Annotated in this window: 17 protein-coding genes; 16 read left to right on the forward strand and 1 reads right to left on the reverse strand. The window is 63.7% G+C overall.

Translation table 11 applies throughout. From position 1 onward, the window contains the following. Position 1: 1 nt before the first annotated feature. Complete coding sequence (locus G5V57_RS20190) at positions 2–526, reverse strand: Dps family protein (protein ID WP_165169347.1); 525 nt, start codon at positions 524–526, stop codon at positions 2–4. Positions 527–989: 463 nt separating this feature from the next. Here G5V57_RS20190 and G5V57_RS20195 point away from each other — a divergent pair, with 463 nt between their 5' ends. From G5V57_RS20195 to G5V57_RS20270, 16 genes are all read left to right on the forward strand, one after another. Further along, on the forward strand, positions 990–2,942 hold the full coding sequence (locus tag G5V57_RS20195) for a phage tail sheath C-terminal domain-containing protein (protein WP_246737297.1): 1,953 nt from the start codon (positions 990–992) through the stop codon (positions 2,940–2,942). A 10-nt stretch (positions 2,943–2,952) separates the two neighbouring features. After that, entirely contained in the window at positions 2,953–3,477 is a 525-nt protein-coding gene (locus G5V57_RS20200) for a phage tail protein (protein ID WP_165169349.1), read from the forward strand. A 42-nt stretch (positions 3,478–3,519) separates the two neighbouring features. Beyond that, entirely contained in the window at positions 3,520–4,350 is an 831-nt protein-coding gene (locus G5V57_RS20205; RefSeq protein WP_165169350.1) for a hypothetical protein, read from the forward strand. Continuing rightward, positions 4,347–4,988, forward strand: coding sequence for a hypothetical protein (locus tag G5V57_RS20210; protein WP_165169351.1), 642 nt, complete (start codon positions 4,347–4,349; stop codon positions 4,986–4,988). Before G5V57_RS20205 ends, G5V57_RS20210 begins: the two co-directional genes overlap by 4 nt. A gap of 8 nt (positions 4,989–4,996) precedes the next feature. Then, entirely contained in the window at positions 4,997–6,319 is a 1,323-nt protein-coding gene (locus G5V57_RS20215) for a DUF4255 domain-containing protein (protein WP_165169352.1), read from the forward strand. Position 6,320: 1 nt separating this feature from the next. Then, entirely contained in the window at positions 6,321–8,228 is a 1,908-nt protein-coding gene (locus G5V57_RS20220; RefSeq protein WP_165169353.1) for an ATP-binding protein, read from the forward strand. Then, positions 8,225–8,443 carry a hypothetical protein gene (locus tag G5V57_RS20225; protein ID WP_165169354.1) on the forward strand — a complete coding sequence of 73 codons (219 nt, stop codon included), beginning with the start codon at positions 8,225–8,227 and terminating at the stop codon, positions 8,441–8,443. Before G5V57_RS20220 ends, G5V57_RS20225 begins: the two co-directional genes overlap by 4 nt. Further along, a complete protein-coding gene (locus G5V57_RS20230) occupies positions 8,440–11,805 on the forward strand; it encodes a DUF4157 domain-containing protein (RefSeq protein ID WP_165169355.1) in 3,366 nt (1,121 codons plus the stop codon). Before G5V57_RS20225 ends, G5V57_RS20230 begins: the two co-directional genes overlap by 4 nt. A 155-nt stretch (positions 11,806–11,960) precedes the next feature. Continuing rightward, the gene (locus G5V57_RS20235) at positions 11,961–13,511 is read left to right on the forward strand and encodes a DUF4157 domain-containing protein (protein WP_206530081.1); all 1,551 of its coding nucleotides are present in this window, start codon (positions 11,961–11,963) and stop codon (positions 13,509–13,511) included. Positions 13,512–13,544: 33 nt separating this feature from the next. Next, positions 13,545–14,201, forward strand: coding sequence for a hypothetical protein (locus tag G5V57_RS20240; RefSeq protein WP_165169357.1), 657 nt, complete (start codon positions 13,545–13,547; stop codon positions 14,199–14,201). A gap of 9 nt (positions 14,202–14,210) precedes the next feature. Then, positions 14,211–14,504 (forward strand): hypothetical protein, encoded by a 294-nt coding sequence (locus G5V57_RS20245; RefSeq protein ID WP_165169358.1) that lies wholly within the window; start codon positions 14,211–14,213, stop codon positions 14,502–14,504. Between the two features lies 1 nt (position 14,505). Next, the gene (locus G5V57_RS20250) at positions 14,506–15,639 is read left to right on the forward strand and encodes a hypothetical protein (RefSeq protein ID WP_165169359.1); all 1,134 of its coding nucleotides are present in this window, start codon (positions 14,506–14,508) and stop codon (positions 15,637–15,639) included. A 13-nt stretch (positions 15,640–15,652) separates the two neighbouring features. Then, complete coding sequence (locus G5V57_RS20255) at positions 15,653–16,360, forward strand: phage baseplate assembly protein V (RefSeq protein WP_165169360.1); 708 nt, start codon at positions 15,653–15,655, stop codon at positions 16,358–16,360. Positions 16,361–16,370: 10 nt separating this feature from the next. Further along, positions 16,371–16,646: a hypothetical protein gene (locus G5V57_RS20260; protein WP_165169361.1), complete on the forward strand. Its 276-nt coding sequence runs from the start codon at positions 16,371–16,373 to the stop codon at positions 16,644–16,646. Then, positions 16,646–17,023 carry a GPW/gp25 family protein gene (locus tag G5V57_RS20265; RefSeq protein ID WP_165169362.1) on the forward strand — a complete coding sequence of 126 codons (378 nt, stop codon included), beginning with the start codon at positions 16,646–16,648 and terminating at the stop codon, positions 17,021–17,023. Before G5V57_RS20260 ends, G5V57_RS20265 begins: the two co-directional genes overlap by 1 nt. Before the next feature lie 9 nt (positions 17,024–17,032). Then, positions 17,033–19,513, forward strand: a complete 2,481-nt coding sequence (locus G5V57_RS20270) for a putative baseplate assembly protein (protein ID WP_165169363.1) — start codon at positions 17,033–17,035, stop codon at positions 19,511–19,513. Position 19,514 lies beyond the last annotated feature (1 nt).

Genomic DNA, 19,514 nt, shown 5'->3' on the forward strand with positions numbered 1-19,514 from the left:
CTCACGCGCTTTCGCCCGCTCGTGTCGTCTCGAACAGGAACCAGATGCGCCGTTCCGTTTCGTCGATCCAGTTCTCGATCAGGCTGGCGGTGGCGACATCGTTATGTTCGTCGCACAGATCGTGGACCTCGCGCAGGCTGGTCAGCATCTGCTGATTGTCCTCGCGCAGTTCCGCCAGCATGTCGAGTGGCGTCACATAATCCGCGTCATTGTCCTTGATGCGCTGCAGCCGGGCGATATGGCCGACCGAGCGCAAGGTCGTGCCGCCGATCTTGCGGGCGCGCTCCGCCATGTCGTCGGTGGCGGCGTAGATCTGCGCCGCCTGTTCGTCGAGAAGCAGATGGTAATCGCGGAAATGCGGCCCCGAGACATGCCAATGGAAATTCTTGGTCTTTAGATAGAGGGCGAAGGCATCCGCCAGCAGCATCGTGAGCGCGCCGGCGATGTCACGCACCGCATTGGATTTGAGATCGCTCGGTGTGGCAAGCTTGGCGGTACGCAAAGCCTTGGAATCGCGAGGGTTCATCTTCGGTCCTCTTTCTGCGTGAGATTGGGCCGATCACTGCGTCGCATGCTGAATAACATCTTGTCCTGGAGCGAACAATTGATCGGCGGAAAGGTTACGGCAAATTCACAAAATGCGGCGCTGAGAACGCTGCATCGCATTATATAATGTCGGAACGCTCGACTGGTTCCCTGCTCGTCTCATTTCAATACAGTAAGCACGTTGGAAGCGGCCGTCGCGAGTTTTATTGCACTCTTGTGGTGTTTCTCACACAACGAGACGCCGCAGGTGTGCAATCATGACTCGACTCCGACCTTTGCTCTTGTATACTCCACATGAGGGCGGAACTGAGCCTACGCATTGAGAGAAGGCGTGGTTAGGTTTTAGCTGTGCGAGCACAGACATGTGCTGGCCAGAGGGAGGTGCGCTCGTGCCCGTTCGCCCTACATATCCCGGTGTCTATGTCGAAGAAATATCAAGTGGAGTGCGCTCCGTAGCCGGGGTCGCGACGTCGACAGGCGCGTTCATCGGAACCTTTCGAAAGGGCCTCGTCGACGAGGCGGTACGGCTGCTGAGCGTCGCCGATTTCGAGCGCGAATATGGCGGATTGGAGCGGTCGAGCGAGGCATCCTATGCGGTGCAGCAGTTTTTCCTCAATGGCGGCACCGAGGCTTGGGTGATCCGCATCGGCCAGCCGGGACCGGTGGCCGGACCGATTACCGCCGTCACGTCTGCGGCGAATGGCACGCTCAACAGTTTCGGCGGGGCGGCGATCGTGAAATTTACGGCCGGCCGCCGCATCCGCGGCGAGTCGGCCGAGAATCCGGGCGACTGGGGTAATTTTCTCAGGCTCGAGGTCGAGCATGCGAGTTCAGCCGCCGACACGCTGTTCAATCTTTTCGTCAGCGAAGTGGCGATTTCAGGCAACCGTACCACGGTGCTGCAGACCGAAAGCTTCCTCAATCTTACGATGAAGCCCGACACGCCGAACTATGCGGTCGATGTGGTCAATCAGGGATCGCGCCTCATTCAGCTTACGCGCGCGTCGGCCTTGAACAACGCAACACCGCCCGCCGCCAACGGCACGGTAGGCAAGGACCTGGCGGCGGCGGTGCCGCCCATTGGCGACATCAAGGACATTTCCGCGATCCTCAGCGTGGCGGCGGGCTCTGTGCCGCTTAGCATTCCCGCCTCGGCGGCAAGCGGCTTTGTCGAATGGGCCGCGGGCTTCCAGGCCGCCTTGCGCGATGCCGGTGCGGCCGCCTCGATCCCGGCGGAGCTGCGCGCCTATTTCACCGGCGCCACGGTCGATATCATCGGCAATGGGTCGGCGACCAATCCGCGCCGCTTCGTCATTCGGGCCGGCAAGGGCTCGCAGCCTTTCGACCCGGGCGCCATCTTCACCTTTACCGGACCCGACGCGGCCAGTTACGGTCTCTCGGCGCCTCTGTCGGCGCGCGCCCAGCAATTTCTCCCGACCGCCGGCAGCGGCGCCGACGGCACGATCATCGATCCGGCGAGTGGCACGTACCTGGTGCCTGCCGCCTCCTTCCGCGGCAATGCCGGCCTCAAGACCGGGCTCTACGCCATCGACGACATGGATCTCGTGAACATCATCGCGATGCCGGATGTGCCGCGTCTCGGTCAAGCGAGTGCGTTATCGGTCTATGCCGAGGCGATCACCTATGCCGAAAGCCGGCGCTCGATGATCATCATCGACATTCCCGAGGCGGTTGTTTCGATCGACCAGATGCAGACCTGGCTTGGCGTTAATGAATCGCTCCGGCATCCGAATTCCGCCGTATATTATCCGCGTACCTTCGTGCCCGATCCGCTTAACCAGAACCGCCAGCGATCACTGGCGGCGAGCGGCACGATCGCCGGCCTGTGGGCCAGGACGGACACGGCGCGTGGCGTATGGAAGGCGCCCGCCGGCACCGACGCCAGACTGCGCAATGTCGAGAGCCTCACCTACGTGATGACCGACCTCGAGAATGGCACGCTCAACCCGCTGGGCGTCAATTGCCTGCGCAACTTCCCGATCTACAGCAATATCTGCTGGGGGGCCCGTACTCTCGATGGCGCCGACGTGCTCGCCTCTGACTGGAAATATATCCCCGTGCGCCGCACGACGCTGTTCCTCGAAGAGAGCCTCTATCGCGGCACCAAATGGGTCGTGTTCGAGCCCAATGACGAGCCGCTCTGGTCTCAGATCCGGCTCAATCTCGGGGCCTTCATGCAGGATCTGTTCCGGCAGGGTGCCTTCCAGGGCTCGACCCCGAGCGAAGCCTATTTTGTCAAATGTGACGGCGAGACGACCATCCAGAGCGATATCGATAAGGGCATCGTCAATATCGAGGTGGGTTTCGCGCCGCTGAAGCCGGCCGAGTTCGTCATCATCAAGATCCAGCAGATCGCCCGCGCGACGGCCGAGTAGGGAGAGAACCATGGCGCCCTTTACCGTCAATGCCCGCCGCTTCGATCCCTACAAGAACTTCAAGTTCCGGGTGAAATGGGATGGCCGTTATGTCGCCGGCATCAGCAAGGTCGGCGCGCTCAAGCACAGCACCGAGGTGATCGAGCACCGCGAGGGCGGCGACCCGTCGACCTCGCGCAAATCGCCCGGCCGCACCAAATTCGAGGCGGTCACATTGGAGCGCGGCGTCACCCATGATCTTGAATTCGAGCGCTGGGCCAACAAGGTCTGGAATTTCGGCGCCGGCCCCGGCTCTGAGGTCTCGCTCGCCGATTTTCGCAAGGATGTGATCCTCGATGTCTTCAACGAGGCCGGCCAGAAGGTGCTCTCCTATCAGCTGTTCCGCTGCTGGGTGTCGGACTTCCAGGCGCTGCCTGATCTCGACGCCAATGCCAACGCGATCGCGATCCAGACCCTGAAGCTCGAGAACGAAGGCTGGCTGCGCGATGTCGCGGTGACCGAGCCGGTCGAGCCGAGTTTCACGGTCCCGGCTTGAGTCTGAAGGCGACAATCGCGGCGTGTGGGAGCTCGATCTTCGATGCATTCATTTCAAGTGGAGTTGCTGCATGGCCTGGGCGGGGCGGACAGGATGGACCGCCTTGCCGAATTGCGCGAACCCACGGGAGAAGATCAGGCGTTGCTCGCGGAGATGGACAGGGCACTCCCGGCGCGCTCGACAAGCGCGCTCATCGCCAATCTCCTGCTCCGGCTCGGCAACGCCAGACCGACGCCTGACCAGCTTGCGAAGCTCACTTTGGGCGATCGCGAGCGGCTCCTTCTCGCGGTCTGCTCGCATCTCCTGGGCGCCCAAGCCGATCTTGCCGTCACATGTCCGGCTTGCCGCGCGCTGGTCGAGGTGCCTATTCGTTTCAGTGATCTCATTTCGGCGCGGCCGGCCCGCGCGGCAATCCGCTGCTCGCTTGTGGCCGGTGACGGAGAGTGGAGCGCCGAGCTGACACCGCCGACCGGCATGGATCTCGACCGGGCCATGAAGGCGGGGTCGGAAGCGGCGCGCCGGCTGCTCGAAAGCGGCCTCATGGCGCTCTTTGACGCGCGGGGACAAGCTGTTTCGCGCGATGCCCTGCCACAGGAATGCGAGGCTGAACTCGCCGAGAAACTTCTGGCGCTCGATCCCCTGGCTGAATGCCGTATCGGCGTCGAATGCCCGCATTGCACGCAGCACTTCGACACGCTGCTCGATGGCTTCGCGCTTCTGAGGACGGCCTTCGGCGGCGCCGAGGCGCTCTATGGCGATGTCTATCGCATGGCGCGTGCCTATCACTGGAGCGAGGCGGATATTCTGGCGCTGCCGCTGGCGAAACGCGCGCGCTATCTCGCCATTGCCATGGCGGCGGAGGCGGACACATGAGCGGATTCGCCGAGCGATGGGTGGCGCGCGCTGCCGGCCGGCCGACCGGACTGCCGCTGCTCACACCGAGGCCCGCGGCGCGCTTCGAACGCGAGATGACCACACCGGTCGATACGGAGGTCCCTGCCGAACGGCCGAGCGAAGAGCCGCATCCGGCTGCGACGGCAGATCGCGCTCTCGCTGCCGCGCCTCCCACAAGGGAGGCTCAGGAGGGACCTGGCAAGTCAATCGAGCGCGAAGCCGAATTGGAGACAAGCAAGGCTCGGCCAGTCTCCTCTGCGCCGCAGCTGCCCCACACGGCCATGGCGGTCTCTCGTGTTCAACCGCCCCCACCACCCGCAACCGAGAGCCCCGACCAGGGATCAGCTAAAAAATCCGAGCCCGACTCGGTTCGACAGAAGCCGATGGACGACGAAGCAGTCGAGCTGCCGCCCTTGTTCTTCGAAGAGCCGCGCGCCGCGATTATGGGGGCCATCCCGCAGATCGAGCGGGCGCCGCCGCCCCCCACGATCTCGATTGGCCGGATCGACGTCCAGTTCCTGCCGCAGGAGCGTCCAGTGGCACCGGCGCGGTCTGAAGCGCAGCGGACACGCGGCTTCGAGGCCTATGCGCGCGCCAGGCGCGGCATGCCACGTTAGGGGGGCGCATGGCATCGCACGCCGCCATCGCTGCCGTCAGCCGTACGCTCCGCACCCTGCTGCGCGACCGCATGGTCACCGGCGCCGAGATCACGCTGGCGCCGCCGGATGTCGAGCTGGCGGGTGTCTCGGGCGCGCGCGTCAATCTCTATCTGATGCAGGTCATCGAGAATGCGGCGCTCAAGAACCAGGAGATCCCCGGAGCCGGGCATCCCGCTGCCTATGGTCATCCACCTTTGTCGCTCGACCTGCGTTATCTGATGACGACCCACAGCGCCGTCGAGAACCAGCGCGACGCCGATCTCAATGCGCAGACTCTCCTGGGCGACGCGATGCGCGTCATGAACGACTTCGCCAATGGCATAGACCGCCTGTTGATCGTCAATCCGGTGGCGGGTACCCCGGGCGATCCCATTCTCGATCCCGATCTCACAAACGAGTTCGAGCGTCTGCGCTTCGTGCTGCACCCGGCGACCCTCGATGACATAACCAAAGTCTGGTCCGCCGTTTCGGGCACCAACTTCCGCCGCTCGGTCGTCTATGAGATCAAGGTCGTCCAGATCGAGACGCCCTTGCCGCGGGTCAGTCCGAAGCCGGTCGAGATCCGCCGCGTGCATATGTCTTTGCGACGGCGTCCGGTCATCACCGACCTCTACGTCTCTCCCGTCAATCCCGGTGATCCTCTCGGTGAAATGCGGGCGCGCATCGGAGAGGAGATCACCATCGTCGCGGAGCGCGTGGCCGCCGATCGTCTCTATGTCCGCCTGGGCTCCCTCGATCCGATCCGCGTTGCACTGCCGGGCGACGGTCGCATCCGTATCACGCTGCCCGACGCGTCATATCCGATCGATGGCGACAATCCGACGACACGGCCGATTCCGCCGATCCAGCAACTGCAGCCGGGTCCGCTCGAGGTGCAGCTCATCGCCTTTCATCCAGGCGAAGGCGTGGAAGGCGGGCTTGGTCCGGGAAGCGCCATAGCCACGTCACGCCGCTACGCCTCCGATATCCGGCTCATGCAACTGGTCCCGACCGTCGTCGACGCCATACCGCCGGTGGGCAACGCCGCCTCGCTGCTGCGCGTCACGGGCGAACGCCTGTGGCATCCCGCTGCGCGCGGGGCGGAGGTAATCGTGGGCGACGCGGCGATCCCGGTGAGGATGCCTGAGCCGGGCGATCCCTGGGCCGCGCCGACGCCGACGGCGGTAGAAGTGCCGATCGTTGTGGCGACCGATATTCTCGATGTCTCGGCGACACCCTATCCGGTCGCCGCCCAGGTCGACGGCGCCCGCAGCCGCGATGTCGGCGTAACCTTCACCTTGGGGCCCTAGCATGGCGCGCGGCAAGACCATGTCCCGGCAACAGGCCAAGACGGCGGATACGCGGTCATGGCGGGAGCGCAATGATGAGATCATGCATCTTGGCCTTGCCTGGATAAGCGCCAGACTTTCCGGAACAGGCGGTGAGGAAACGGCGCGCATGGCCGCCGCCTATCAGGACGCCCGCCATCGCCTGCGCGAGGAGGAGAACCCACCCAGTATCGACCGTCTGTCGGCGCTCTTCGACCTTACTCCTTTCGATGAGGACCTCCTGCTGCTTTGCCATCATGCCCAACTTGAGGGCGAGCCCCGCCCGATGACGGTTCAGGCAGCACAGGCTCTGCTTGGCATCGGCGGCTTCGAACTGGCCACCAGAGCGTGGGATCGTCTCGCGCCTTCCGCCCCCTTGCGGCGCTTCCGGCTCATCGATGGCCCGGATCACACCATCACCGCGGCGACGCCCTTGCTGATCGATGAACGCGTCGGACGCTATCTTATGGGCGACGATACGCTCGACCGGCGCATATCCCCGCTGCTCATCCCCGTCGAGGGCGGGCCGCTGCTCAAGAGGCATCGGCCCTTGATCGGCGCTCTTGCCGAAAGGCTGCACCAGGCGTCGCGCCCCCTGGCGATGATCACGGGACCTAAGGAGAGCGGGCGCCGCGCCGCGGCAATGGCGCTGGCGCGTGGCTTCGGCCTCACTTTGGTCGAAGTGAAACCGAGACTGCTCGATGCGGCGCCCGAGCTCATGCCGATCCTGGCGCGCGAAGCCATCCTCGGCCGGCTGGCGCTTCTCATCGACATCGCCCAGCCGGATGGACAGCGGCTCATCGAGGAGCGCTTCGACGGCTTCACCGCCTTGACCATCGCCATCGCTGATGGGCGACGGGAGTTTTCATTCGCCGTGCCGATGCTGCGGCTCGATCCGTTGTCGGATCAGGACCGTCTCGAGCTCTGGCACGAAGCCTCTGGCCCACATTCGCCGGAGGCCCGTGCGACCATGGAGCTCATCGCCCAGCATTTCAGGTTTGGCCCGCGGCTTATCGGAACGGTTGCCAGGGAAGGCGGCGATCTCTGGCGGGCCTGCCGCGAGAAAGCGAGCCGCGAGCTCGATGAACTGGCCGATCGCATCATTCCGAATTTCGGCTGGGACGACATCGTCCTGCCGCCGGAAGTCATTCACGACCTGAAAGCCGCCGTCGCCCAGATCCGTCACTCTGCCAGGGTCTATGGCGACCATGGCATGGCGCGCAAATATCCGCGCGGCCGCGGCGTCTCGGTGCTTCTTTCGGGGCCCAGCGGCACCGGCAAGACCATGGCCGCCGAAGTCGTCGCCCGTGATCTCGATCTCGACCTTTTCCGGGTCGACCTGTCGCGCATCGTGTCGAAATATATCGGCGAGACGGAGAAGAACCTGCGCGCCGTCTTTGACGCGGCGGAGACGAGCGGAGCGGTGCTCTTTTTCGACGAGGCCGACGCGCTGTTCGGCAAGCGCAGCGAGGTCAAGGACAGCCATGACCGCTACGCCAACATAGAAGTGAGTTATCTGCTGCAGCGCATGGAGAGCTACAGCGGCCTGGCAATCCTCGCCACCAATATGAAGAACTATTTCGATCCGTCCTTTATGCGCCGGATCCGCTATGTGATCGACATTCCGTTCCCGGATGCCGAGGCGCGGCGAAAAATATGGCGGAAGGCCTTCCCGCCCGAACTTCCTTGCGCCGCGCTCGATTTCGACATGCTGGCGAGACTCGACATCGCCGGCGGTAATATTTCGGTCATTGCCATCAACGCGGCCTTCCTGGCGGCGGCCGATGGTACGCCGCTCGGCATGCAGCATATCGCGCGCGCGGCGCGCGCCGAATATCACAAGCTCGACCGCGAATTCAGGTCCAATCTGTTCGGAGCGGCGTCGCCATGACGGACAATCCGACCATCAAGGTTTCGGGCGCGGGCTCGCGGCGCGAGGCCGCGGCGATTGGCCTGGCCGTGAGCAAGGGCGTCGCGAGCGCGGTTGCGGCAAGGCCCGAGCAATTGCACATCGACACTTTGCGCATCCGGCTTCCGGCGAATTCGGCACCGGCGGCGCTCGAACAGGCCATCCGTGCCGCGCTGGACAAGGAGCGTCGCAGATGAGGGCCGCTCCGCAATCCGTGAGGGCCGTTGAGCAGGCGCCCGCCGCGCGCGGCAAGCGCAGGGACGACGCCCTCGAGCGCGAAGCAGACAAGGCCGCCGATACGGTCGTCAGAGGCCGCTTCCCGGACAAGATCCCGCATATCAGCCCGTCTTCCGGCCATGGCGAAGGCGCCGCGCGGCATCCGCTGTCGGTTGGTCATGTTCTGACGCAAGCCGGCCAGCCGCTCGGGAGAGCCGAGCTCGCCTATTTCGAGCCGAGATTCGGCCGCGACCTGAGCGGCATTCGCCTTCATTGCGATAGGGCGGCGACAAACTCCGCCGCCGCACTCGATGCGCAAGCCTACGCCTACAAGAACCATGTCGTCCTGGGCGGCGACACCGTGAGACTGGGTGAAATGGCCGGCCGGCGGCTCTTGGCGCATGAGATCAGCCATACGCTGCAGCAGCGCAATGGCGTGGCGTCCGTCCAGCGCAAGCCGCGACGGGGGGCTGACGAGGAAGACAGAGGCAAGCCAGGTGTGGTTTCGGTGACAGCTGAGCAGGGCGCCCGGACAGCCGATGTCGTCCTGTCGGACGGCAGTTCGGCCGGCGTGGAGCTCCTCATCAACAGGCTGCCGCCCGGCGACTACGTGACATCACCCGTCGGCCGCGTCCGCAACCCGACCGCCGAAGGCATTCCGGGCAAGTTCATTTATCGCTATCCGGTCGACCCCTATACGGAAGAGCCGATCAACGGCCTCTCCTCTAGGACCGAGATTCACATTCGCCCCGCGCCGACAGCGGAGGTCAGGCAGTTGCCGACCGAGATCCGTGATTTCGTGACCTCGGACCGGGCGCGTCCCGGCACGGCCGACGAATATCGCGACGCCGCCTATGCCGGCCAGATCCTCAAAGAAGCCGGCGTCACGGCGGACGAGCTGATCCTGGTCCAGGAGAGCCGGCGTCACGAGCGGGAGATGGGCATCGCATCCGGCGAATTCGGCACGCAAACGGATTGGGCGTTCGACTACATTCAGAAACGGCAGAAGAAGAAGCTGGATGAGGGGAGCAACTGGGACGCGCTGGTCGAACTCGCCAAGATCATGTCCGATGCGCCTGTTCATCTCCTCCATCACGGCGGCGTCAGCAGCATCCTCGAAGAGGGGAGCGACGAACTGGCCCGGGTCAATTATTGGAATCTCGTAAAGTTCAACAAGATCGTGCCCACGAGCAGACAGGAATTCTTCAGCACGGGAGCGCGTCTCCTGGACGAGTTCCGGGCGCTGATCGGCCATTTCGAGACGGCACTCGTGGCCGATCTCACCAACCTAGCGGTAGCCGCCCTCGATAATGCCGAAGCGAGCATCCTTAGAATGGACCAGCAATATGTCGGCATGTGGCAGGACAAGAAATGGTCGCCGGACTACTTCTGGAACGAGGTCCAGCGGATCAACCGCAATGAGAAAGTGGCAACTGCCGCCCACGAGCGCGCCAAGGTCAAGCGGGTATTGGACACCGAGCAGCAGGCGGACAACATTCAGCGGGCGATCAATCCCTTTGGGGTCATCGGCGACGTCCTGTCGGGTGAGCCCAGCTATTCGCAGCGGACCGAGCAGCGCGAGAAACAGATGGAGCAGCAGGAGCAGGCGTTCAACCAGACCGTCGCCGAGCAGTCCAATCTCAAGGTCACCCAAGGCTTCAGCGCTCAGGACATCCTGTCGGCCGAGAATGCCCGCGACGCCCGGAGCAGGCTCTCCAATTTCCTCTTCGAAGGCCGCAAGCAGATTACCCGGGCGCGCAGCCACATCAACAAGCGTAAAGTCATCTATGCCGCCGACAAGATCATCGACATGGAGAAAGATCGTCTCAAGGCGGCTTTGGGGGCGAAGTCGTCGGAGATCAGCCGGGTGATCGACGATCTGGCCAAATATCGCAAGTCGCAGACATCCATCTGGGACGATATCCTGAAAGTGGTGGAGTTCGTCTCGATGTTCGTGCCGGGGCCGATCGGCTGGGGCCTGCGGATCGGTGTGGCGGCGATCAACATCGACAAGCGGTTTACCGATATCGGGATGCGCCGGGATCTCTATGGCGGCAATCTCAGCGCCAAATCCGTCGGGTCGGGCGAGGTCGCCGATGCGTTGTTCGAGGCCGCCATCCAGGTCATTCCCGATGTTCCGGCGGTCGCAAAGACCGAACGCCTCACGCTCAATCTCGAACGTGGTGCCGCGCGCAGCGCCGATGACGTCGCCGGTGTCGCCTCGCGCACGGCATCGACGGCCGAGCATGGCGCGCCGCAAGGGCTCGCCGGCGATGTGGCCGGCGGAGCGAAGGTGCCGGATCCGCCGACGGGCTCTGGAACACACGCACCGACGGCGAAACCCGATCTCGGTGTGCCGACCTATAGCAATCTGCCGGGCCGCGTCCCGAGGGGTGGAGAGCGTGTCCGGATCATCGAGCAGGATGGCAAGTATTTCGAGCTCGATTTCGAAACCGGTGCGCTGACGCCGGCTTCCGGCGACTACGCTTTCGCGCGCATGCCCGATGGTTCCCTATGGGGATCGCGCTACGGTCATGCCGAGGCGTCGATGGGCCAGAAGGTAGGCTATGCCGGCCAGATGAAAGTCGAAGACGGCGTGCTCAAGCGGTGGAGCCCGGAATCCGGAACCTACCGGCCCGCCGGAGGCAAGTTCGCCGAGCAGGCGGGTTTTCCCATTAAGCCCGACGTGATTCCGCCGCATGAGGGCAAGAAGGTCCAGCTTCCGGTGTTCCAGCCGCGTACAGAGCCGAAGGTCCCGGCGGCAAATCTCGAGCCGCCGAAGGCGGACTGGACGGATTATCTCCCTGAAGCACGCAAGCGCACCGAAGCCGCCAAGGCCAAATACGGCGATAAGCTCACCATGATGGCGGCGACGGGTACTCCCGACCGTCAGCTCATTCGTCAACTCGTGGCGCGTGGTGAGATCTCGCCGGCCGAGATGCGGACCTTTGTCGAGGCTGTCATGCGCGAGAAACCCATACTCGGTCAGCTCGCCAATGCACAGAGATTGACGGGCGAGGCGCAGCGCGCCGAATTGCTGAAAGTCCTGAACCGCGCCTTCGAGGAGGACAGGCTCGCTTATGAGGTCGTCGCCGATGAGGTCGTGCGGCGGGCGACCAAGGATCCGAAGAACTTCGCAAGTGTGCGCGCCGTGCCGGGGCAGCGGATACTCCAGATCGAGGAGGCCGCTTTCAATTCGAACCAGCGGCTGCTTTCCGAAGTGACCCATGAGCTCGTCTATTTCTACGGCAATGTGGGCGGGAAGTTTCCCTATACCAACGCATTCAATGGCCAATATTACCTCGAACTGACCATTCAAAACGGCGGGAGGTACGCGTTCTAGTCATGCAGCACGCGCCCCAAGCTCATGGGTTCCAGGCAGACCTCGCCAGTGGCGAGCGCTCACGGGCGAAGGCGTCTGTGTTGCGGGAAAACGCCTCTCTGGAGCGTGAAGCCGATCGCACCGCTAATGCCGTGATGTCGACCCATGCTGTAGACTTGGTTGCTAAGACTACGGCCGGCATAGGCAACGGCAGCTCGATGGCGGCGACAGCCTTCTCGCAAGGTGGCATGCCGCTCTCGCGCGAACAGCGCGCCTATTTCGAGCCACGTTTCCGGCATGACTTCTCCGACGTTCGGCTCCATACCCATGCCGAAGCCGGCCGGGCGGCGCGTGGAATAGAAGCCCGCGCCTTCACATATGGCCGCGATATCGCTTTCGCGAGAGGCGGGTATGACACGCGGCTTCTCGCCCATGAGCTGACCCATGTCGTGCAGCAGCGCGGCGGCAGCCCGACGATCCAGCGCCAGCCCGATGACAAGGGCGAGATCGAAATGCCGATGGAATGGGCCTTTGCCGGTGACCCCAAGCGCGCCACCGACATCCGCTATGCGCGCTCCCAAGGCAAGGCCGACGCCAGGCGATTGCGCAAGGCGGGAACCCTCTCGACGGACGATCGGGCCGAGATCAATGCGAAGATGCGCTTCTTCGACGGCAAGGCCTATGACGCCTATGTCGCCGAGGTGAAGCCGGCGCTCATCGAAGTCACCCGCGAAGAAATCGATATGGGGGCCGAGGAGAAGAAGACGCCAGCTGCCGACCCGATGGCGACGGGCTTCGATCGCTTCAAGAATTTCCCGTCCTATATCGACAATGAGATCACCAAGGTCGAATATTTCACCGCCGAACTCGCCATCATCCATTACAAGGACGGCACCAAATTTGAGCTCGGCCTCACCGCGCAATGGATGAAGCCGCCCGTCGTCGAGGTCGACTACACCACTCCACGCCATCTACTCCATCCCTTCTCTTCGGCGAAGAATGAGGCGCGCTTCTTCCGCGAGGGCGACAAGACCCCGCGCACCGCCACCTTCGACGAGATCCGGACGAAATACTCTTCGGAGGTCAAATTCTACGTCGAACAGGGCACCGGACGCATCGTGCCGTCGCATATCAACATGTTGACGGCGCCGACCCTGTGCGGCGTGCTGCAGAGTTCGCTCGAACGTTATGAAGAGCAGGTCGATATGGCCGTCAAGATCGGCATTGGCGGCACGGCGGCCATTGGCGGCTATGCCGGCGCCGGCGGTCTGCCGAAGAATGTCGGCGTCGGCCTCGGCACGACGACGGCTCGGCGGATCGTCAGTTCGACGGTCGCCAAGGCCGTCCCGGCCGAAGTCAATACAACGCTGAAGACGCTGGGCGTCACCGAGCACGATATCGGCCAATTTGCCCTTGGCCAGAAGGTATTCGGCCAGATCGAGCGCGGCGGCATCGAGTTCACGCCTTACTTCATCAAGGAAGGCGACACGCTCGTGGCCGGCGTTCTGTCCGCGGCCTCGAAAGGCGATCCGTCCAGCATGATCAAGGCGTATCTCACCTTCCGCAGATCGGCGACAGAGATGGCCAAGAGTCTTGGCGCCAAGACTTTACGACTGGAAGCGGATGTCGTCGTCAATACCGAAGGCCTGATCGACAGCCTGCTCAAACGCGGCTTCAAGCTCGTCGACGAAGCCTCCTCCAAATACGCACTCGAGATACCTCTGTGATGAAAGAAGGCCGCATGACCAAGGGAGCGAAACATGGCATCTGAATTTCCGCGCAGCCCCCGCGTCATGAAGGGGGGCCTGGTGGCCTACCGCCTCCCCAGCACGTCGCCCTCGGTGATCGCGTTCCAATACAATCCCGATGAAGTCTCGCGCTCCTTGCAGAGCCAGGCGGCCGGTCCTGGCGGCGGGCGCGGCGAGACCAATCGCGTGAACGGACCGCCGCAGGAGACACTGACCTTTTCGATCGAGATCGACGCCGCCGATCAGCTCGAGAAGCCGGGCGAGAACGCAACCGTGGTCGAGAACGGCCTCCACCCCGTTATCGCGGCAATCGAGCGGCTCATCTATCCCTCCTATCCGCTGGTCATCGCCAATGAGGCTCTGGCGCTCGCCGGCACCGCCTTCATCCTCAACGAGACGGCACCCCTGACGCTTCTCGTCTGGGGACCGCGGCGGGTTCTGCCGGTTCAGATCCAGAGCCTGTCGATCAAGGAGGAGGCCTTCGATCAGAAGCTCAATCCGATCCGCGCCAAGGCCGATCTGTCCGTCCGGGTCCTGACCTATCGCGATCTCGACGTCACCAATCCGGGCTACTGGGTCTATCTCGCCGCCTTCACGCAGAAGGAGGTGATCTCCACCCTAGGCAAATTCAGCGCGGCCAGCGCCATCGCGGCGCTCGGCCGTCTCTAGGAGGAAGCCATGTTCTTCCGCGGCAGTCGTTATGAAACCATCGCCGAAGCAACCTTGACCACCGAGGACGGGCGCACGATCCGCTACAAGCGGATGCGTTTCGTCCCGCAGAGCGCCTCGCCGCCGCGCCTCTTCACCGCGGTCGAGCAAGGCGAGAGGCCGGATCTCCTGGCTTACCGCGCAATCGGCGATCCCGAGCAGTTCTGGCGGCTGTGTGATCTCAACCTGGTGCGGCGCCCGGTCGATCTGACGGCCGAAGCCGGCGCGCCCGTCGCGGTTCCATCACCTGAGGGAGGGAGCTGAAATGGGTCTGCTGCCCTCTTGGTTCACGATCCAGGTGGCCTTCGCGCCGATGCCCATGCCGTTCTTCCAGGCCTTGCGGGAGATCGACATCGAGACCTCAGTCGGTCAGGCTTCGATCTTCCGCATGCATTTCGATCTCTCGCGCAATCTCGTGGGCGACTACGACGCTCTGGCGATCGATATCTTCAGGCCGATGATGCCGGTCACGATCAGCATCGCCGCCGGCCTCCCGGTCCCTCAAGTCCTGATCAACGGCTATATCAAGGATACGCATCTGAGCGCCGGCGCGTCGCCGGGAACCTCGCGCCTTGAAGTCGTGGGTATGGATGCGCTCGGCACTCTGATGGCCAACAACCAGGAGCCGTTTCCCTGGCCCAATCTCTCCGAAAGCGAGATCGCCGCGACGATCTTCGGAAAATACGCAATGGCGTCACTCGTCGACCCTATGCCGCCGACCCGCACCGTCATGGACACGACCACGACACAGCGCATCTATGACGCGGCATTCCTATTCGAGCTCGCCTATGCGAACAATCTCGAGCTCTTCATCCAGCCCGACCCAATTACCGGCCGCGACGTCGGGCATTTGCATCGCCCCTTCACTTTCGTGCCGCATCAGGGCGTGCTCTCGCTCGATTTTGGCATCCTGTCGAATCTCACCCAGTTCAAGGTGGCCGATGACATGCTGGGACCAACCGCCGTGGTCGGTCTTATGGTCGATCCGGTGACAAGGGCGCCAAGGCCATCCTTTGGCCTGGCTTCGAGCGAGCTGCCGATGGGCATGGAGCCCGCCTTGTTCCGCATTGTCCCGCTGCCGATGGCGCAGCAATTCGACGACGGCGCCGCCAATCCGACCGAAGCGCAGTTGCGCGCCATGGCGCGCGCCTCGGCAACAAGCCGGGCGATCCGGGCGCACGGCGAAGTCGACGGCATCAAACTCGCCCGGCCCTTGCGGGTCGGTTTGCCGGTGCTGGTGCGCGGTGCCGGCCGGAAAAACAGCGGCCTCTATTATGTGGACCAGGTCTCGCATCACATCTCGCGGGACGATTACCGGCAGAGTTTCACCGTCTGGCGCAACGCCGCGCTCCTGACCGGTGCGGAAGTCTTCATCGACCCGTTGGCCGCGGTTGCCTGAGAGGAGGAAAGACATGCTGAGCGCTGCACGACCCGAGACGTCGAGATCCGGCACAAAAGTCTTTGGCAAGCACAAGGGCACGGTAGCCAGCAATCTCGACCCCGAAGGCTACGGCCGCATTCAGGCGTTTGTCCCGCGCGTGCTGAAGGGAGTTCCGAGCGGCTGGGCCTGGCCCTGTGTTCCCTATGGCGGACCGACATCGGGTTTCTTCTCGGTGCCGCCGCCGGGCGCCGGCGTGTGGATCGAATTCGAGGATGGCGACACGTCGCAGCCGATCTGGACCGGATGCTACTGGGGCAGGGGCGAACTGCCCAAGAAGCCGCCGGGCGAGACGAGCCTGCCGACAACCCGGATCTGGCGCACCGAAACCGGCCTTACCGTCGTTATGGACGATAAGGCCCAGACGCTCACCTTGACGGATGGCGCGGCGCTCAACTCGGTCGAGGTGAATGTCGCAAACGGCACGGTGACGGTGAAGGGAGCTATGGAAATTGTCTCGAGTGCGCCGCTCGTCAGGCATGGCAGCGACAGCGCCGAGGAATCGGCCGTGCTCGGTGATCGACTCTTCAAATATCTGACGGACCTCGTGGGCGCGTTCAACGCGCATGTTCATCCGGGCCAGCTGGCACTCGGCATCCTGCCGGTGGTGCCGGCGCCGCCGGTAAAGCCGATGGCGCCGCCCACGCGCGCTCTTCTGTCAAACAAGGTGGTGCTGGAGTGAGATCAGTCAAATGGCCGTAGAACTCAAGCCTGGATCGCTCGCCAATTTCGCCAATTCGATGGCGGCCGAGATCGAAAGCGAGCTCGATGCGATGATGACCGCCGACGGACTTCCGCCGATGAGCATGGACGATTCAGAGCAGAGCGTGCGCGACCGCCGACGCTTCTTCATCGCCATCGCGCGTGGTGTCGTCCGCCATATCGAACAGCGCAAGGCCGCGATCAAGGTCTTCTGCGAGCATAACCAAACCAAGCCTGTGACCGTCGTCGATGTGGATTTCTCCTGATGGACACGCTCCGGTCATATCTCGATTTCCCGTTCACGCTGGACGAACAGGGCCGCAGCGCCGCCACCGGCAGCGACGATCATATCCGCGACATGATCGCGCTCGTCCTGTTTACGTCGCCGGGCGAGCGCGCCAATCGGCCGGAATTCGGCTGCGGCGTGAAGCAGCTCGTCTTTGCCCCGCTCTCCGACGCGCTGGCGGCGGCGACCGAGCAACTCATCCATGGCGCCCTCATCCGCTGGCTCGACCCGGTGATCTCGCTCGAAAAGGTCGAGACGACGGCGGACGATGCGACGCTCGAGATCAGGATTTCCTATGTGCGCCGGGAGACGGGCGAGCAACGCGTCGAGGTTTTCCGGCATCCGGTTCCGGTGTGAGGTCGATCCATGACGATCCTGTCGGCTGACGGCACATTGCAATGCGGGGATGAACGGCGCTCCGGGATCCTGCTTGATCCGGCGCATCCGCTGAACGGCATCGATTTCGTCGAGTTCCGGCGCGAGCCGGCGACCCGTTTCATCCTCGATGTCACCTTCCTGAAGGCGCCGCCGGTCCTGGGCGTCGAGAATTTCGCGGTGACCGGCGGTATCCGCATCGTCGATATCGTCGTGACCGCGGTCGAGACCGTGACAGGCGAGCCTCTGAAATTGCGCGTGCTCGTTGATCGCGAAGGGGATTTCTCGCCCTATGTCCTGAGCGTCGATCATCCGGCCATGGATCTCGAGCGCAACCAGGCTGTTTTCAGCTTCAAGGCGGCGTGCCCAAGCGAATTCGACTGCCGGACGACGTCCGATTGCGGACTTCCTCCCCGCGTCGAGCCCGCGCTCGATTATCTGGCGAAGGATTATCAGAGCTTCCGCCGACTGATGGTCGACCTGATTGCCGAGCGCAACCCATCCTGGCAGGAACGCCTGCCGGCCGATCTCGGCATGACGCTGGTCGAGCTTTTGGCCTATGGCGCCGACTATCTGAGCTACTATCAGGATGCGGGGCCCGGCACCGAGAGCTATCTCGACACCTGCCGCCACCGCGTCTCGGCCGCCCGCCACGCGCGCCTCATCGATTACGCGATGGGGCAGGGGCAGGCCGCCCGGTCCTTCGTGCATTTCGAAGGTGGTTCCGGCGCTAACGGTGTCATCCCGGCTGGCGTCAAGGTGACGAGCCTCGTCTCGACACCGCTCGTGGGAGCACCCGCACCGCCCGGCACGATCATTCCCGCCGCCGCTGATTTCGATGGCGACCCGGCGCTGACCGAGACTCTCGTCTTCGAGACAAAGGCCGAAACGCGGGTAATCGAGGCGCATAACGAGCTGCGCATCCATACCTGGGGCGACAGCCTGTGCTGCCTGGCAAAAGATGCACGCGACATCTACCTCTATCGCGATAATGCCGGCACGGTGGAGCGCCCCGATCTCAAAGCCGGCGAATATGTGCTGATCGAGGAAGTGCTGAGCGCCGTGACCGGATTGCCGGCCGATGCCGATCCCGCCCGGCGGCAGGTTCTGCTCATCGACAAGGTCGAGGCGACCGAGGATGCGGCCTTCACGGCCACCTTGACAGCCGGCCTGCTGACGCCGCGCACCAATCCCGCCGATCCGGCCTTGCCGCTGCAACGCATCTCGCTCACCCGCGACGAAGCGCTCAGCTTCGCGCCGCGCATCTCGGCCGAGACCGTCGACCATCTGGAGATCGAGCCCATCACCGTCGCGCGCGGCAACATTGCCGCTGTCGATCATGGTCGCAGCATCGTGAAAGACAGCCTGCAAGGGAAGATCGGGCTTCCCGACATGGGTGCCGGCCGCTGGCCCATTCCGGATCTCCGGATTCCGGATGCGCCGCTCACCCATCTGCCCGAACCCGCCATCGCGCTCGACATCAGCTTTCCCGGCGAGACCGTTGCCGAAAGATGGACGCCGGTGCCGAACCTGCTCGATAGCCAGGCTTTCGACCAGCATTTCACTGTCGAGACCGACAATCAGGGCGCCACGTCGCTTCGTTTCGGCGATGATCAGTATGGCAGGCGGCCCTATGACGCGGAACGCGTCGTCGCGCGTTACAGGATTGGCAATGGGCGCGCGGGAAATGCCGGCTGGGGCACGCTCGTGCATCTGGTCGATCCCGGAACCGTCGCCATTCCGCCGCTATCCCGCATCTGGCAGCCGCTGCCGGCGTCGGGCGGTGAGACGCCCGAAACGATCGAGCAGGTCCGCCAGATTGCGCCGGAGGCCTTCCGCGCCATCCAGTTCCGCGCGGTGACCGAGCGCGACTGGGAGGAAATGGCGTTGCGCCATCCCGATGTCGCGGCGGCGAAAGCGAGCTTCCGCTGGACCGGCTCCTGGCACACTGTCTTCATAGCGATTCATCCAGAGGATCCCGCCAACCTGAAACGCCTGCCGGGTGGAGGTGTCGAACTGCAGCCTCTCTTTGCCCAGAACATCAAGGCGCATCTCACCCGCTTCAAGCTTGCCGGCTATGACCTCGATATCCGTGCCGCCATCTACGTCCCGCTCGAGATCGATATCCGCCTGTGCGTGGGTGACGGTCATTTCCGTGGCGACGTTCTGGCCGAGGTCACGCGCGTTCTGTCCAACCGCGCCTATGGCGACGGCACGGTCGGCTTCTTCTTCCCCTTGCGCTTCGGCTTCGGCACGGCGGTCTATCTCTCGCAGCTCTACGCCGTGGTGATCGCGGTCGAGGGCGTCAATTCGGCTGAGGTGACGACCTTCAAACGCTATTGGGATCCGCCGCGCGGCGAGATCGACAAAGGCGCCATCGCCATGACGCCCTTCGAGATCCCGCGCCTCGACAATGACCGCAATCTTGCCGAGAACGGCGTGCTGCGCCTCACCGCCGTGGGAGGGTTGTAGT

The organism is Nordella sp. HKS 07, from assembly GCF_011046735.1.
Taxonomy (GTDB): Bacteria; Pseudomonadota; Alphaproteobacteria; order Rhizobiales; family Aestuariivirgaceae; genus Taklimakanibacter.